This is a genomic window from Terrimonas ginsenosidimutans, from assembly GCF_022012415.1.
Classification (GTDB): domain Bacteria; phylum Bacteroidota; class Bacteroidia; order Chitinophagales; family Chitinophagaceae; genus Terrimonas_A; species Terrimonas_A ginsenosidimutans.
In genome coordinates, this window is sequence record NZ_JAKLTR010000003.1 from 399,404 (window position 1) to 412,457 (window position 13,054).

14 protein-coding genes are annotated in these 13,054 nt (G+C 41.9%); all 14 read left to right on the forward strand.

What is annotated here, in order from left to right:
* Positions 1-47: 47 nt before the first annotated feature.
* The 14 genes from rfbA to LZZ85_RS06805 all read left to right on the forward strand — a co-directional run bounded on the left by rfbA (position 48) and on the right by LZZ85_RS06805 (position 13,051).
* Entirely contained in the window at positions 48-911 is an 864-nt protein-coding gene (gene rfbA, locus LZZ85_RS06740; RefSeq protein WP_237869946.1) for a glucose-1-phosphate thymidylyltransferase RfbA, read from the forward strand.
* A complete protein-coding gene (locus tag LZZ85_RS06745) occupies positions 912-1,751 on the forward strand; it encodes an ABC transporter permease (RefSeq protein ID WP_237869948.1) in 840 nt (279 codons plus the stop codon).
* Between the two features lie 8 nt (positions 1,752-1,759).
* Positions 1,760-2,977 (forward strand): ABC transporter ATP-binding protein, encoded by a 1,218-nt coding sequence (locus LZZ85_RS06750; protein WP_237869950.1) that lies wholly within the window; start codon positions 1,760-1,762, stop codon positions 2,975-2,977.
* A gap of 1 nt (position 2,978) precedes the next feature.
* Positions 2,979-3,695: an FkbM family methyltransferase gene (locus LZZ85_RS06755; RefSeq protein WP_237869952.1), complete on the forward strand. Its 717-nt coding sequence runs from the start codon at positions 2,979-2,981 to the stop codon at positions 3,693-3,695.
* A 12-nt stretch (positions 3,696-3,707) separates the two neighbouring features.
* Entirely contained in the window at positions 3,708-4,382 is a 675-nt protein-coding gene (locus LZZ85_RS06760; RefSeq protein ID WP_237869954.1) for an FkbM family methyltransferase, read from the forward strand.
* The gene (locus tag LZZ85_RS06765) at positions 4,379-5,263 is read left to right on the forward strand and encodes a glycosyltransferase family 2 protein (protein ID WP_237869956.1); all 885 of its coding nucleotides are present in this window, start codon (positions 4,379-4,381) and stop codon (positions 5,261-5,263) included. The genes LZZ85_RS06760 and LZZ85_RS06765 overlap by 4 nt, the downstream gene beginning before the upstream one ends.
* A 21-nt stretch (positions 5,264-5,284) precedes the next feature.
* Positions 5,285-6,088 carry a glycosyltransferase family 2 protein gene (locus tag LZZ85_RS06770; RefSeq protein ID WP_237869958.1) on the forward strand — a complete coding sequence of 268 codons (804 nt, stop codon included), beginning with the start codon at positions 5,285-5,287 and terminating at the stop codon, positions 6,086-6,088.
* Positions 6,089-6,135: 47 nt separating this feature from the next.
* Positions 6,136-7,140 (forward strand): glycosyltransferase family 2 protein, encoded by a 1,005-nt coding sequence (locus LZZ85_RS06775; RefSeq protein WP_237869960.1) that lies wholly within the window; start codon positions 6,136-6,138, stop codon positions 7,138-7,140.
* A 16-nt stretch (positions 7,141-7,156) separates the two neighbouring features.
* Positions 7,157-7,801: a CatB-related O-acetyltransferase gene (locus LZZ85_RS06780; protein WP_237869962.1), complete on the forward strand. Its 645-nt coding sequence runs from the start codon at positions 7,157-7,159 to the stop codon at positions 7,799-7,801.
* 51 nt (positions 7,802-7,852) lie between these two features.
* On the forward strand, positions 7,853-9,001 hold the full coding sequence (locus tag LZZ85_RS06785; RefSeq protein WP_237869964.1) for a glycosyltransferase: 1,149 nt from the start codon (positions 7,853-7,855) through the stop codon (positions 8,999-9,001).
* Positions 9,002-9,913: an NAD-dependent epimerase/dehydratase family protein gene (locus LZZ85_RS06790; protein ID WP_237869966.1), complete on the forward strand. Its 912-nt coding sequence runs from the start codon at positions 9,002-9,004 to the stop codon at positions 9,911-9,913. It abuts the gene before it with no gap.
* Entirely contained in the window at positions 9,900-11,033 is a 1,134-nt protein-coding gene (locus LZZ85_RS06795) for an acyltransferase family protein (RefSeq protein WP_237869967.1), read from the forward strand. Before LZZ85_RS06790 ends, LZZ85_RS06795 begins: the two co-directional genes overlap by 14 nt.
* A complete protein-coding gene (locus LZZ85_RS06800; RefSeq protein ID WP_237869969.1) occupies positions 11,030-11,941 on the forward strand; it encodes a glycosyltransferase family 2 protein in 912 nt (303 codons plus the stop codon). Before LZZ85_RS06795 ends, LZZ85_RS06800 begins: the two co-directional genes overlap by 4 nt.
* Positions 11,942-12,028: 87 nt before the next feature.
* A complete protein-coding gene (locus tag LZZ85_RS06805; RefSeq protein WP_237869971.1) occupies positions 12,029-13,051 on the forward strand; it encodes a glycosyltransferase family 2 protein in 1,023 nt (340 codons plus the stop codon).
* Positions 13,052-13,054 lie beyond the last annotated feature (3 nt).

Here is a 13,054-nt window from a genome sequence, read left to right on the forward strand (position 1 = left end):
ATAACTTATAACATGCTTATTTCTATCCAAAATTCAAAAGCGTATAAATGAAAGGTATAATCCTGGCCGGCGGTTCGGGTACCCGTCTTTACCCTATCACCAAGGCTATTTCAAAGCAGTTGATGCCGATTTATGATAAACCGATGATATACTACCCATTATCTACACTGATGATGGCCGGTATTCGCGAAGTGCTGATCATTACTACTCCTGAAGATAATTCTTCCTTCAAAAGATTACTGGGCGACGGAAGCCAGCTAGGGTGCCATTTTGAATATGCCATTCAAGAAGTTCCGAATGGACTGGCGCAGGCTTTTGTTATCGGGGCATCCTTTATTGGAAATGATAAGGTTGCGCTCGTGCTGGGAGACAACATCTTCTATGGCGCAGGCCTGGGTACTCAATTGAAAAAACTATCTGACATAGAAGGCGGGTATGTTTTTGCCTATCACGTATCTGACCCTGAACGCTATGGAGTGGTTGAATTCGATTCGGAAAATAAAGCCGTGTCAATCGAAGAAAAGCCGGTGAACCCAAAATCTAACTTTGCTGTACCGGGACTTTATTTTTACGATAATGACGTAGTTCAAATAGCAAAAGAGCTAAAACCCTCTCCACGTGGTGAGTATGAGATCACTGATGTGAACAAAGAATATCTGAAAAGAGGCACGTTAAAAGTTTCAGTGCTGGACCGGGGGACTGCCTGGCTGGACACCGGTACTTTTGACTCTTTGAGTGATGCGAGCGAATTCGTTCGGGTTATTGAAAAAAGGCAGGGTTATAAAGTTGGCTGTATAGAAGAAATCGCCTTCCGAAATGGCTTCATGTCAAAAGATCAATTGCTGGCTATCGCAGAGCAGCTGAAAAAAAGTGGGTATGGTACTTATCTTCAACAAATAGCCAGTCGGTAAATGAGTTTTCGAATTGTTATTGAACCGGGTAAAACAAGGAAAAATTACTGGAAAGATATCTGGCGCTACAGGGAATTATTCTATATCCTGAGCTGGAGAGATATCAAAGTCAGGTATAAGCAAACTACTCTGGGAGTACTTTGGGCTGTGCTCAGACCTTTGCTTACGATGATAGTATTTACATTCGTATTTGGTAAAGTAGCAAGGCTTGAAACTACCAGCGTTGTTCCTTATCCGATCATCGTATTTGCGGGTATGCTTCCGTGGTTGTTTTTTGCCAACAGTCTTTCAGAAGCCAGTAATAGTCTTGTAGGAAATGAACGGTTGATCACCAAAGTATATTTCCCAAGGATGATCATCCCGGCAAGCTCAGTGATCACCAGCTTTATTGACTTTCTTATCTCGTTCTGTATATTGATCGTTCTGTTCTTTTTCTATGGGTATGCTCCCCCGGCGAGGATTTGTCTGATGCCTTTATTCTGGATCCTTGCCTTCCTGGCTTCATTTGGTCCCGGTCTTTACCTGACCGCATTGAATGTCAAGTATCGTGATTTCCGGTATATCATACCTTTCATGGTGCAGTTTGGTATATTCATTTCTCCTGTTGGCATAACAAGCGAGCAGGCCCTGAAAGTTATCCCTTCACATCTGCAATGGGTTTACTATCTCAATCCTATGGCGGGTGTGATTGACGCTTTCCGGTGGAGTATCGTGACAGACGCCCCCAATCCGTTTCTTAATTTCCCATTTTACATATCCATGGCAATGATCTTACTGTTACTTGTACTGGCAATATTCCAGTTCAGAAAAATGGAAAGACATTTTGCAGATCTAATTTAGTTTTTTAAATGAGCGAATCCATAATAAAGGTCTCTGGGCTTGGGAAAAAATACATCATCTCTCATGAAGCTTCGGGTAAGTATACGACGCTTCGTGATGCAATCGGCAGGAATATCAAAAGCTGGATTGGCTCATCACAGAGAAACGTCAGCCGGGAAGAGTTCTGGGCATTGCGTGATATCTATTTTTCTATCAATCGTGGTGATGCGGTTGGTATCGTTGGCCGGAATGGTGCTGGTAAAAGTACATTGCTCAAAGTTTTGAGCAGAATTACAGAACCCTCACACGGTAAGGTAGAGATCAATGGACGGATCGCATCGTTGCTTGAAGTAGGAACGGGTTTTCACCAGGAACTCACCGGCAGAGAAAATATTTTCCTCAACGGCGCCATTCTCGGAATGAGCAGAGCTGAGGTAAGAGCGAAGTTTGATGAGATCGTGGATTTTTCTGGAGTAGAAACCTTTTTGGACACGCCTGTAAAGCGATACAGCAGTGGTATGTATGTCCGACTCGCATTTGCGGTGGCTGCCCACCTGGAACCCGAAATTCTTGTCGTCGATGAAGTGCTGGCAGTAGGTGATGCAGAATTCCAGAAAAAATGCCTCGGGAAAATGGATGACGTCAGCCGAAACCAGGGTAGAACGGTGCTTTTTGTTAGTCATAATATCTCCGCAATTCAACAGCTCTGCAATAAAGGTATTTACCTGGAACGGGGGAAGCTGGTGATGCAGGGAGGAATTGACGAAGTGGTTGACAGATACGTTTCTGAAGGCACAAATAACACTTTTACAAAAGAACCGAAAGGAGATATTTCCGTAACACACGCCGAAATAGATAAACGCGTGAACGGAGATCTGATGACTGTAACACTGTATATCCGTTCAAATATTCAGAGCTCAATGCCTGTGTCCATCGATTTCAGATTCTATACACTTACACAAGTGCCTGTTGGATTTGCCTCGATCGGAACTTTCGACTATGAAAAACAGGTGAATCTGGTACACGGAGACAATAAGATCATAGCCACTGTCGATGTAAATACTTTTGCGATAGGCAACTATCTTTTGAACATTGATGTGACGAGACCCAATGTTGAATATTACGATAGAATAGAAGATCATCTGAGTTTTGAGATCGTCAAAGAGACTGAAGAAAACCGTTCTTTACAACAAAGTTGGAATTACGGTTCAGTGCAACTGAATGCTACTATTAAACAGGTCAACTAATATGTTGAGAAAAATTATCAATAAACTCGCTCCGCAGCCAAAGAACGACTACCTGCTGTCCGAAGAACTTTTTGTTCGCAAGCGTTTGCGTATCCTGGAGAGATATGGTATCAATACGATCCTGGATGTTGGTGCCAATACGGGTCAGTATGCAACGCAAACACTGAGCGGGGGATTTAAAGGATCCATCATCTCGTTTGAACCACTGCCGAATGAATTTGCTGAAATAGAAAGGAAGGCAAAGGATTTTACCTGGAAAGCATACAATTATGCTTTAGGGGATGAGAACGGAGATGCGGAGATCAATTATTCTGAAAATTCATACAGTAGTTCTCTGCTGGAATTAAAGCAGGAAACTGTTGATGCCATTCCTGCAACACGTGTGGTCAATAAGATCGCCATTAAGGTCTTCAGACTCGATCATGTATGGGATAGTTTGAACATTCAAGGCCGGAATATATTTCTTAAAATAGATGCGCAGGGTTTTGAAGAAAAAGTGTTGATCGGTGCCGGAAAAAAACTGGAGCAGGTCAAGGGTATACAGCTGGAAATGTCACTCCGCCAACTGTACGAAGGCGAAAAACTATATGATGAAATGATCCGTTTCCTGAAACAGCAGGGATTTACTCTGTGCCTCGTAGATTCGGGATACATGAACGAACAAACAGACGAATTGCTCCAGATGGACGGCGTTTTTATGCGGATAGGACAACCATAAATTAACTCGAAAATGATCAGGCGAATTCTTGGAAAGCTCAATAGAATGACGGGTAACACCGATCATTTTTTAACTTCTTATTCTCAATACGGCGAGGATAGTATCATTTTGACTTTGTTATCCCTTCTTCAGATAAAGGAGGTTAATTACCTGGATATAGGAGCCAACCACCCTTATAAATTCAGTAATACAGCACTCTTATACAGACAGGGTATCAGGGGCATCAATATCGAACCCGATCCTGCGCTTTGCAGCTTTATTGCACAACACCGGCCGGAAGATGTAAACCTAAATGTCGGGATCCATCAATCTCCGGGTGAACTGCCTTATTATAAATTTGAGGATTCAGTGTATAATACACTCTCCGATGAAGAGGCCGTTCGCATTCAAAGCAAGGGAGTGAAGTTGCTTGCTAAAGTGTCGGTAAAAGTAGATACATACAATCACGTCGTGCAAGAACACCTGAAGGGAAAGGCTCCGGTCATTCTGTTCCTCGATGCTGAAGGATTGGATGAGATCATTATTGATTCCATCGATTTTCAAAAACATGCGCCACGTATCATCTGCGTGGAAACATACTCCTATGGGACAGGCGTAAAAGATCAGCACCTTATTAACAAGATCCTGGCTCAGGGGTATACCATCCATGCAGATACTTTTGTTAATACCATTTTCTATAAATCGTGAGTGTATATCCCAAAATTTCCATAATTACTCCATCTTATAACCAGGCACAATTCCTGGAACAGACAATCCTGTCTGTCCTGGGACAAAAATATCCTAACCTGGAATATATAATTATGGATGGGGGGAGCAACGATGGCTCCGTAGAGGTGATTAAAAAATACGAACAGGAAATCACCTATTGGGTAAGTGAACGTGATAGTGGTCAGAGCCATGCGATCAACAAGGGATTCGCCCGTGCTACCGGAGATATCCTGGCCTGGTTGAACAGCGATGACATGTATATGCCAGGAGCTTTATTGTTAATGGCAAAACAATATAACGCAGGCGAAAGAGGGATCTGGTTTGGCAATTGCATGCATTTTAAAAAAGATCACAGAGGCATTACTTCTTATGGCAGCAATGTAGTGTATGAACAGGCTCATTCCCTGCTGGAGAACTACGACTTTATTATACAACCCTCATCGTTCTGGACAAGGACTGTTTGGGATACGTTGGGAGATTTGCAGGAAGATCTTCATTTCGGATTTGATTGGGAATGGTTTCTGCGGGCAAAACAACAAGGAATCGCCTTTTTTGCATTGGCGGATTGTTTATCCATGTATCGTTTTCATGAAAGCCATAAAACGGGAACTGGCGGAAACAAACGGCAAACGGAATTGCTTAAAGTATACGAGAAATACAGTGAGAAGTACGCAGAGTTGTATGGCAGCCTCATGAAAATACCTGTGCCACTGACCGGTGCAGCTGCTTCCCTGATCAGAAAGGCTTCAAAACTTTCTGGCAGGACCATCTCAGAGTCACGCTTGCTGAAGCTGATAGGCGGGCAGCAATTTAAAAGGTTTTCTATGAATGAGATAAATAATTGCATCAGTATGCTTTGATAAAACGCAAATGAAGATCCTGTGACGCCTAAAATTTCTATCATAACGCCCTCTTTTAACCAGGGGCAGTATATTGAAAAAACCATTCGCTCAGTATTAGATCAGCAATATCCTAATCTTGAATATATCATCATAGACGGAGGGAGTACAGATCAGACCGTTGAGATCATAAAAAAATATGAAGACCATCTGACATATTGGTCCAGCGGACGTGATAAAGGCCAGACTGATGCACTCAACAAAGGATTTGCAAAAGCTACAGGTGATATTTATGCCTGGATAAATTCGGACGACTGGTATGAAAAGGGCGTTTTTCAGCAAGTAGCCCAAGCGTTTAGCGATCCATCAGTAAAACTCGTGATCGGTGATTGCATGCTCCATAATGAAAGTAATGTGGCTGCTGACCGGTTGGTCAAACCGGAGGTTACAACTTTCGAATCAATGCTTCGTTATTGGAAAGACGACTTTTTACCCCCGCAACCGTCCATTTTTGTCGCTGGTGATCTTATGCGGAAAGTACTTCCGCTTGATGAAAACCTGAAGTACGCAATGGATATGGATCTGTGGCTTCGTCTTACAAAGGACTATACGTTCACATATAGCGGTACACTTTTTTCGTATTATCTTATCCATAATGAATCAAAAACAGGCGGAGGATTTAATCATTTCATGCCTGAATGGAAAATGCTTTCCCGTCGTCATTTGAAAAAAGCTTCATTCATCGAAAAGATCAGGTTCTATCTGGCATACAGTGGTTATATCCTGCGGTATGCGAAAAATGCTGTGAAGGCAAGGATTGGCGCCGGAGTTGACCGCATTAGCTGAAGGAGTATTCCTCCTGTGTAAGAATAACATAGATCCTGTTAAAAAAAATGTATGAAAACAAGGTTGTGAAAGTGAATATGAACAGTCGTCTTGTCTCAGTGATCATGCCAGCGTATAATGCGGCCGCTTTTATTGGAGAATCGATACAATCCGTTATTGCGCAAACGTATCAGTACTGGGAGTTGATCATCATAGATGACGGTTCTACTGATGCAACGGCAGAAAGAATAAAAAAATTTGCTGAGAAAGATGAACGCATAAAGTATATCTACCAGGAAAATGGCAGACAGGGAAAGGCAAGGAACAATGGTATCCGCAACTCCCGAGGCGAGTACATAGCATTTCTGGATGCGGATGATCTTTGGGTTCCTCACAAACTGGCGATACAGGTGGATCTCATAAACAAAGAAATGGTTGACCTGGTGTTTTCCGACGCGCATGCATTCCAGGAAAATAAAGATCATTCGTTTTCAATGAGCGTGCAGCCTGGAAATTTTAAAGGGAGTCATGACTTTGCCTACTTTCTCGAGACAAATCGCATCCCGATTCTTACAGTTCTTACAAAGAGAACTGCAATAGAGCAGGTGAACGGATTTTCCGAAAGAACAGAATTACAAAATGCAGAAGACCTTCACCTGTGGCTAAAGCTATTGCTGGAAGGCTATTCTTTCTTCGCTTTAAAAGATTCTCTTGCGTATTACAGGCTGGCTGCGAATTCCGCTACTGCGCATGACCGGCAGGTGATCTTTCAATCGTTGTTTGTTCTACAGGATCTAAGTTTATTATACCCGGTATATAAAAAAGAGATTTCCCGGGCTTTTAATACCAGGATACACCAGTTTATTTGCCAGAATAATATAAATGACGGGAAAGTGCTGGAACGACTACTGGATATTGGAAATGCAATAAAGAAAAAACCTTCTGCTGCGGTTGCGTTCAAATGGGCATACCGACTGTTAGGGAAAAGGCTATTCAGGTTAATGTACAAGCGTTTTTCAACTGACCCGCACAAAGTACAGTTGATTGAAGATGTTTCTTCAATCAGTATCTGATAAATCAATCAACAAAGTGATAGGGATCATTTACGACAAGGTTAAGAGATATTTACAGCTTACAGCCCATCGCAGAAGCTGGCGCTCTGCCAATGCACATAACTATACTATTGCAAGCACCTTTTTCCCGCGGGAGAAAGTAATTGTCGGAAAACATAGTTATGGAGATTTGCATATCATAAGCTATGGGGAGAAAAATGAAGGTCTTGAGATCGGGCACTATGTTTCGATAGCAGCCGGAGTTAAATTTCTCCTCGGAGGTAATCATTTTTATAAAAGATTTACAACATACCCTTTCCGTGCAAAATTTGAAGATATTCATTTTGTTGAAACCTGGTCGAAAGGGAGGATCCTGGTAGAAGATGATGTTTGGTTCGGAACGGAGGCGTTCATAATGCCCGGAGTAAAAATAGGAAAAGGAGCGATCATAGGAGCACGGGCGGTTGTTGCATCAGACGTACCTGCCTATGCTATTGTGACGGGTAACCCTGCACGTGTAGTGAAATATCGCTTCGAACCTGAAGTGATTTCATTGTTAATGAAGATTGATTTCAGCCTCTTTGAACCTGCGGAGATTCTAGCCCGTAAAGAGGTTTACGAGAAAGAAAATGACTTTTCTGCGCTAACCGCGATGATCGGGAAAAGCAGCCCTAATCTTTGACTTTTCTAAACCGGAAGTGATTAATCGCCGGTAAGTTTATAAAAAAAAGTGATGCGAAAAAAAGTTGCTATCCTGTATAGCTATAATGAAAATTGGATAGGGAGTACTTATTATATTCAAAACCTCATTTCAGCATTGAATACGCTGAAAGATGATCAGAAGCCGGAAGTCCTCATCGTTACAACGAACAAAGAAGCTTTTGATCAACTTGCATTGGTGACTAAATATGCCTACCTGCGATACAGGAAACTTACACTGGCGGAAAGGATCATTAATAATTTCACTCCGGCGTTTATTTGGAAGAATATAATAGGCAAAACGATATTTCGCGTCTACACAGGTATCGATCTTGTTTTTCCTGCAACGGCGGGTGTGTCATTTTCCTTCTGTAAAAATCGTCTTTTCTGGATCGCTGATTTTCAGGAACATTATCTTCCGGGTTTCTTCTCCAGGGAGGAGATAGATAAGCGGAAAAACATACAGAAACAAATCGTGGAAATTGGTCGGGAAATCGTTTTTAGTAGCCATTCTGCAAAAGACAATTTTAACGAGATCTATCCTTCTAACGGGCTTAACCAATATGTTCTGCCATTTGCTGTTACCAACACCGGTTTCCCGGAAGGTAATGATGATGTACTCAACCGGTATGGTGTAGCGAAAAATTATTTCTTGTGCAGCAATCAGTTCTGGAAACATAAGAATCATGAAATGGTTCTTAGGGCTGTTGCCTCGCTGAAGGCGAAAGGACAGGTTGTTCAGGTTGTATTTACCGGAAAAGAGCGCGACTATCGGAATCCGACTTATATCGATGACCTGAAAGCCCTTGCCAAAACACTCGCTATCGAAAAGGAAGTACTTTTTTTGGGATTTATCAGCAGAGCAGATCAGTTGCAGTTGATGAAGAGATCAGTAGCCGTTATTCAACCATCATTATTTGAAGGTTGGAGCACCGTCATTGAAGATGCAAAATCTCTGAACGTAAAAATCATAGCATCTGATCTTGAAGTTCATCGTGAACAGCTGCAAACCTATCCATGGTACCGGTTATTTAATGCAGCAAATGAGGATCAGCTTTGCGGAAGCATTGCAGATGCGCAGTCTGCAAATGTGTTGATAGCTTATGATTACAGGGAGGATATTGCAGCTTACGGAAACGCGTTTTTGAAAACGCTTAATACTATCGTGACCAAAAAAGCGTAAATGAAAATTCTAATTATAGGTTCAAAAGGATTTATTGGGAGCCATGCGGTGAATTACTTCTCGCAAAAACCAGATGTTGAATGTTGGGGATGCGATGTGGTTACCGACTATACGGATAAAAGATATATACTGATCGATTCAACAAACAGCGATTTCAACGCTGCTTTTGAAAAAATCGATTTTGATTTTTGTATTAATTGTAGCGGAGCGGCAAGTGTTCCAGACTCTCTCGTTAATCCTTTGCGGGATTTCTCACTGAATACATATAATGTCGGCCGTATACTTGAAGCAATAAGGAGACACAGGCCTGAATGCAGGTTGATCAATCTTTCCAGTGCTGCTGTGTATGGTAATCCATTGTCAATTCCGGTCTCTGAAAATGCTCCATGCTCGCCTGTATCACCTTATGGATTACATAAACAGATGGCAGAATCTCTTTGTAGTGAATACGCGGTTTTTTTTGGGGTAAAGGTTTGCTCTCTACGAATATTTTCCGCGTATGGCCCCGGCTTGAAAAAGCAGCTCTTATGGGATATTTATCAGAAGTCGAAAGCCGGGGTGGTAAATCTTTCTGGTACAGGTCAGGAAACCCGTGATTTTATTTTTGTTGATGATATCATACGCTGTCTGGATATCGTGCTTGAAAAGGGAGATTTTAATGCGTCTGTTTATAATATCGCCAACGGAGAAGAAGTGTCTATCAGCAGGCTGGCAAATCTGTTGGCAAAAGAGTTGGGCTTTTCAGGAGAACTTGTATTCTCAGGAGTGAATCGGGCGGGAGATCCATTAAAATGGCGTGCAGATATCTCAAGGATAAGTTCACTTGGTTATACGCAGGCTACTTCGATTACTTCGGGAGTGGCAAAATACGTATCATGGATAAAAAGCATAGCAGTCAATGAAGTACGTTAAGCAAATTGATGCACTAAGAGCTATCGCTGCTTGTATGGTGATCTTTAACCACTGGATGCCACAGCGTTATTTTCTTTCAAGAATTGGCTTTGCGGCATTTGGTGTGGAGATTTTTTTTGTATTAAGCGGTTTTTTGATCACGTGGATATTGTTGGAAAATAAAAAGACCCTGGATGCAGGTGTACAATCGGCTGGCTCCATCTTTAAGAATTTTTATATAAGACGATCCTTACGGATCTTTCCCATATATTATATGGTTGTGATTTTGCTGGCATTACTGGCTTTCACAGGGATGCCGGGGCTTAATTTTAATGCTGCATATTTTTTTACATATACCACAAACTTCTATTTCTTCAACATCAAGACTCTGGAGGGATTAGGAGGGCATTTATGGTCGCTCGCGGTTGAGGAGCAATTTTATCTTATATGGCCTGCAGCACTGTTATTTATACGCGGCCGATACTCAGTAGTGATTATCATTGCTTTTACTATGATAGGTGTCATAAGTGATATCGCATTAAGAAATGTTGATTATGGATTTCTGATCACGCTGACCTGCTTTCATCTTTTTGGCGCGGGAGCTTTCCTTGCATGGTTAAAAGTGAATAATGTAAAAGCAATAAAAAAGCTTTATACGGTTTTGAAAGTAGCTGCTCCGCTTGCTTTGATGTACTACGTTTCCATCTGGATGTCCCTGCTTCCCCTGTTTGGAGTAACGCTTAGGATCCTTGACGGGATCATGGCTCTTTTTGTATTGACCCATCTCATTTACCGCGATGACCAGGGCCGTACACCTGCGATGGGATTCATCTGGAACAATAGATATCTTATAGAAATGGGTAAGATCAGCTATGGAATATATCTTTATCACCCCTTTGTCAAAGTACTTCTATACAAGGTGTTTTCCCTTCTGAATATTGAACTTTCGGCGTATATGCCATACTATATAGCTGATTTCCTGTTCCTGTTAATTTGCTTTGCCGCATTACTGGCAGTGTCAAGGCTGTCCTGGATAATCATAGAAAAGCCTCTGCTTAATCTCAAGAAGTATTTTACGTACCATCAAACACCCGCGCCCGGCTACTTAGCTGCGGAAGCTATAATACCCGAACAGAAATGATATCTGTTATTATACCTTGTTTTAATTATGGCCATTTAATTGGGCAAACTATAGAAAGTGTATGTAATCAATCGTTCCGGGATCTGGAGCTGATCATCATTGATGACGGCTCTACAGACAATACAGAACAGGTGGTAAGACCATATATTCAGAAGGATTCGCGCATACAGTATTACAAATATCCTAATGGAGGATTAGGCACATCCCGGAACAGAGGCCTTTCGAAAATCAAGGGTTCATTTGTTCAATTCCTCGATGCAGATGATTTACTGGAGAGTAGAAAGTTTGAAGAACAGATAAGACTATTTAGTGAGAATCCTGAGACCGATGTTGTTTACGGAAGCATCCGGTATTTCACGACAAGACCGTATGATGAAGCTGACCGTAAATTCACCTATTGGGGAAAGAACGAAGAATGGATGCCCAAGGTAAGTGGTTATGGAAAAAGCTTTCTTGCGCAGGTGCTGAAAGGGAATTTTTCTCACTTGAGCAGTACTCTTTTCAGGAGAAGTGTCGTTGATAAGGTAGGCTTATTTGAAAATGAAATAAGTGCTGTCGCAGATTATCATTTTCTTTTGAAATGTGTTATAATGAATGCATATTTTCAATATCACGATACGCCGCACACTTATTCACTTGTACGGTGGCACCCTGATAATATGAGCAAGGATCCATCTTATATGCGAAAGGAGGAAGTGAAAATGAGAGAGCTGATCATGCCACTTCTGACCGACGCGGAAGCCAGGGAGAATAATGCGACAGCCATCAAGGGATTGACGCTGATGGTTGATAAGTCATGGAAGACTGTTTTTTTAAGTGGGGGGCCATTCGACTTTCTGAAAAAAGCGCTGGTTTTCCTTGGTCTGGAAAAACTGTTTCGGAGAATATTTTATCGCCTCAGATCATAACAAGACCAAAAGAGATTGGTTCTCGATTTGCAGACACTTGCAGACATCTCGATTTGATGCCCCAGTTTACAACAGGAAAATTTCAACATGACAAGCTTCGAAGGAAGAACAGATAACTATCCGCGGATTACGATTGTTACACCTTCTTTTAACCAGGGACAATACATCGAGGATACGATAAAATCTGTTCTCGATCAGGGATATCCTCATCTGGAATATTTTGTCATCGACGGAGGTAGCACGGATAATACCCTGGAAGTGATAAAAAAATACGAAGACCGGATTACTTACTGGATCTCCGAGAAAGATTCTGGACAAAGTAATGCGATCAATAAGGGTTTCAGGAGGGCTACCGGAGATATTATCAACTGGATCAATAGCGACGACCAATTGATGCCCGGATCTTTGCATGCTATTGCAGGGTATTTTAATCAACATAAAGATGTTGCCCTCGTCCATGGTCGCATTGAATATTTTGGAGAAGGGATCACTTCCTTTACGTCAACCAATCTGTCAACAGCGGATCTCGAAAACAGGTATATCGCGCATATCTGTATGCCGCAGCCAGCAAGTTTTTATCGAAAACAGCTGCTTGACGAACAAGGCTTACTGGATGAAACCCTTCATTTTTCGATGGACACTGATCTTTTTGTAAGAGCTGGACTTCATTATAAGATCTTGCAGGTGGAAGATGTGTTTTCCCGTTTCCGTTTGCATGCTGCTAGTAAATCAGTGAGCGGGTTTAATAAAAAATTCCTGACTGACAATCAGCTTATTTTCAGCCGGGTACTTGCAACCCTCAAGGCAGCGCCTCAGATAGAACAAATGAAACAGCTTGGGTTGTTTGTGGAACCGGGTTATGTGTATCAGACGCCAAAAAGAAGTTTTGATGGAGCGTTATTGCTGTTTTATTTTCTGGAACACAGACTCCGCACACTATATTTTCAGGGTGATCGGAAAGAATTTAAGAGACTATTCAAGTTTATATTGAACCATTATCCAATAAAGACGCTTACTGCTGGTAAGCTAGTGGCATATCGCCTATTGTTATTCCTTCCCTCCACCATGCTGCACCGTGTCAGCAGATTTCTTACACGTAAAGCCACCTGATTT

What these genes read in the sequence shown, in the direction of transcription:
- rfbA (WP_237869946.1), top strand. Translation starts at nt 48, where the DNA reads ATGAAAGGTATAATCCTGGCCGGCGGTTCGGGTACCCGTCTTTACCCT.
- LZZ85_RS06745 (WP_237869948.1), top strand. Translation starts at nt 912, where the DNA reads ATGAGTTTTCGAATTGTTATTGAACCGGGTAAAACAAGGAAAAATTAC.
- LZZ85_RS06750 (WP_237869950.1), top strand. Translation starts at nt 1,760, where the DNA reads ATGAGCGAATCCATAATAAAGGTCTCTGGGCTTGGGAAAAAATACATC.
- LZZ85_RS06755 (WP_237869952.1), top strand. Translation starts at nt 2,979, where the DNA reads ATGTTGAGAAAAATTATCAATAAACTCGCTCCGCAGCCAAAGAACGAC.
- LZZ85_RS06760 (WP_237869954.1), top strand. Translation starts at nt 3,708, where the DNA reads ATGATCAGGCGAATTCTTGGAAAGCTCAATAGAATGACGGGTAACACC.
- LZZ85_RS06775 (WP_237869960.1), top strand. Translation starts at nt 6,136, where the DNA reads ATGTATGAAAACAAGGTTGTGAAAGTGAATATGAACAGTCGTCTTGTC.
- LZZ85_RS06785 (WP_237869964.1), top strand. Translation starts at nt 7,853, where the DNA reads ATGCGAAAAAAAGTTGCTATCCTGTATAGCTATAATGAAAATTGGATA.
- LZZ85_RS06790 (WP_237869966.1), top strand. Translation starts at nt 9,002, where the DNA reads ATGAAAATTCTAATTATAGGTTCAAAAGGATTTATTGGGAGCCATGCG.
- LZZ85_RS06795 (WP_237869967.1), top strand. Translation starts at nt 9,900, where the DNA reads ATGAAGTACGTTAAGCAAATTGATGCACTAAGAGCTATCGCTGCTTGT.
- LZZ85_RS06800 (WP_237869969.1), top strand. Translation starts at nt 11,030, where the DNA reads ATGATATCTGTTATTATACCTTGTTTTAATTATGGCCATTTAATTGGG.
- LZZ85_RS06805 (WP_237869971.1), top strand. Translation starts at nt 12,029, where the DNA reads ATGACAAGCTTCGAAGGAAGAACAGATAACTATCCGCGGATTACGATT.